Source organism: Dactylosporangium sp. NPDC000555 (assembly GCF_040300025.1).
Classification (GTDB): Bacteria; Actinomycetota; Actinomycetes; order Mycobacteriales; family Micromonosporaceae; genus Dactylosporangium.
The window spans coordinates 1-2420 of the sequence record NZ_JBEPDB010000193.1 but is presented as its reverse complement, the minus strand read 5'-3'; the positions used below and the strand labels follow the sequence as shown (position 1 = coordinate 2420).

Genomic DNA, 2420 nt, shown 5'->3' with positions numbered 1-2420 from the left:
AGGCCTGGTCCCGTGCGTCCAGCCAGTCGATGACCGCCTGTGCGGTGCGGCCTTCGACCTGCCCGAGCAGGCCCTGCCCACCGGACAGGTCCACAGTTGGGTCGGGTCGGGGCGCCCTGTCGGGATTGCTCCCGGTGGGTTTCCCCGACCCGCCCGCCGAACCCGACGTGTCTGTCTCCAGACATCGGGCTCTCCGCATGTCTTGCCCGCTGGTCAGCTGGTGGCTGCCGGTTTCGGGTTGGTCCACGGCGTCGGTATGTTCCGGCCGCGGTAACGGTAGCGGGTCACCGAGACACTGGCGGTGCCGGTGAACCGTACTCCGTTGGCGATGGGCATCCATCCGCCGTCACAGAACCGGCGGATGATTCCCTTCAGGCTCATCCGGTGGTGTTTTCGGCTGATCCAGCGCACGATCCGCCACCAGGCATGGTGATTGACCGCCTGGAAGGTTGCCTTGGACACTCCGTGCCTGAAGTAGTTCGCCCATCCGGCCAGGACCCAGTTGATGCTTCTGAGCAGCTCGTCGAGGTCCTGGTTCCGGGTTGACCTGTAGGTCATCCGCGACATCCTGTCCTTGATCGCTTTGACGGCTTTCCGGGACGGGATGGTGTAGATGTACGACTTCTGCGTGCCCCGTTTCCGCATCCTGCGGATGCGGAAACCGAGGAAGTCGAACCCCTCGTCGATGTGGACCACACGGGTTTTCTCTGGTGACAGGCGAAGCCCCAACGGGGCGATCACCTCGGCCACCTGTTCACGCAGACGCTCGGCGTGGTGGCGTTCACCGTTGACCATGACGACGAAGTCGTCGGCATAGCGGATGAGCCGCCAGGTTCCCAATCCTTTGCGTCGGCGCGTTTGCCGCTGCGAGCGGCCACCCATCTGCTGCCACTCCTGCTCGAAGTGGTCATCCAGAACAGATAGCGCGATGTTGGCCAGCAGCGGGGAGAGGATTCCGCCCTGCGGGGTCCCGGTGACAGACTCCTCCCGATCGCCGCCGGTCGTCATGACCCCGGCTTTCAGGAACGCCTTCACCAGCGTGCACATCCGCTTGTCCTTGATCCGCCGACGGAGACCGTCCATGACTGCCGTGTGTCCGAGTTCGTCGAAACACGCGGCGATGTCGGCCTCCAGCACCCAGTGATAGCCCTGGCTGCCCATGTGGTGGATCTCAGCGATCGCGTCCTGCGCCCGCCGGTTAGGGCGGAACCCATACGAGCACGGCTGAAAGTCCGCCTCGAAGATGGGTTCGAGTACCGCTTTGAGACTGGCCTGGACCACCCGATCGGCCACGGTCGGAAATCCCCAGCGAGCGGAACTGCCCGCCCGCCTTCGGGATCTTCACCCGTCGCACGTCAGCCGGTTCGTACGCGCCGGATTTCAGCACGTCCCGAATGCGGCCCAGAAACGCCTCCACTCCAATCCAGGTCTTGATCCCGGCGACGGTCAGTCGGTCCACCCCGGCGGTCTTGGCCCCAGAGTTGGACTCCACCCGTTCCCAGGCATGCATCAAGAACGCCGGATCGTAGACAAGGTTGAACAGGTCATCGAACCGGCGGGAGTGATCCTCTCCCGCCCAGCGGTGCAGCTTGATCTGCATCTTCCGTACCGTGACGTACGCCGAGTCGACGCTCGGCCAGTCCACGGCGCCGGCATTCACCGGCGCGTCTTCGGACATTGCACTCTTCTCCCTGTCTGACATGCTGCCGCCCTTCCCCATGCGCGGGGCTTTCCCCAGCTCGGAGTACTACGGCGGCTCCGCCCCGCACACGACCTTCAGCCGACCTCGGGCCTATCCCCGTCCCGACTGCCGGATGCGGCCCGGCCGGGGAGTGGTCATGCGCGGTTCCCACGTTCACTGTCATCCGGTCAACGGGCTAGGCACCCGGCTCTGCCCCTGCGGCCTTGCCACGGCTACGCCGTAGTCATTCACCGTGGCCTCCCCGACCAGGCGGATTAGACCCGCCGAGGAGTTTCCGTCCGTGACAAGAGACGGAGACACACCGCGAACCAGCCCGTATCCACCGGGTTTGAGCTGGCGGCACCTTAAGAGGCGTAACAACACCGGTTCCTCACGTATACCTTCCCGTCTCGCTCACCGCGCCCGGCCGTTCCGGCAGTGCAGGATCGTCGCGACTTCGTCGAGGCTGCTCCTATCCTCACCGTCGAGTCACGGCTCGGACTGCCTCCTGCTTCACCCCGCCGCTACGACGGCAAGGAGATGGTGGTCTTTCACCTCCATCCGGATGAACAGCGCCTCGTGGCGCACAACCCGACGTGCCACCGGTCCACCGCGGTCTGCCAGACACCGGTGGCCTCGTCGAGGACCCATCTGGGCCGGCCCCGGCGGATCTCGTCGATACCGAGTACCTGCACCGGTTCGGGCTGGGCCGGCAGCACCTTGTGGGCGTGGTCGGTGA

2 protein-coding genes and 1 pseudogene are annotated in these 2420 nt (G+C 65.3%); all 3 read right to left on the bottom strand.

Annotated features, from left to right (window positions below):
• Positions 1 to 213: 213 nt before the first annotated feature.
• A complete protein-coding gene (gene ltrA, locus ABT297_RS42920; protein WP_350559946.1) occupies positions 214 to 1293 on the bottom strand; it encodes a group II intron reverse transcriptase/maturase in 1080 nt (359 codons plus the stop codon).
• Positions 1199 to 1678, bottom strand: coding sequence for a hypothetical protein (locus ABT297_RS42915; protein ID WP_350559943.1), 480 nt, complete (start codon positions 1676 to 1678; stop codon positions 1199 to 1201). The genes ltrA and ABT297_RS42915 overlap by 95 nt, the downstream gene beginning before the upstream one ends.
• Before the next feature lie 587 nt (positions 1679 to 2265).
• Positions 2266 to 2420 (bottom strand): annotated as a pseudogene (locus ABT297_RS42910) (ISL3 family transposase); the annotation flags it as partial.

What these genes read in the sequence shown, in the direction of transcription:
- ABT297_RS42915 (WP_350559943.1), bottom strand. Translation starts at nt 1,678, where the DNA reads ATGTCCGAAGACGCGCCGGTGAATGCCGGCGCCGTGGACTGGCCGAGC.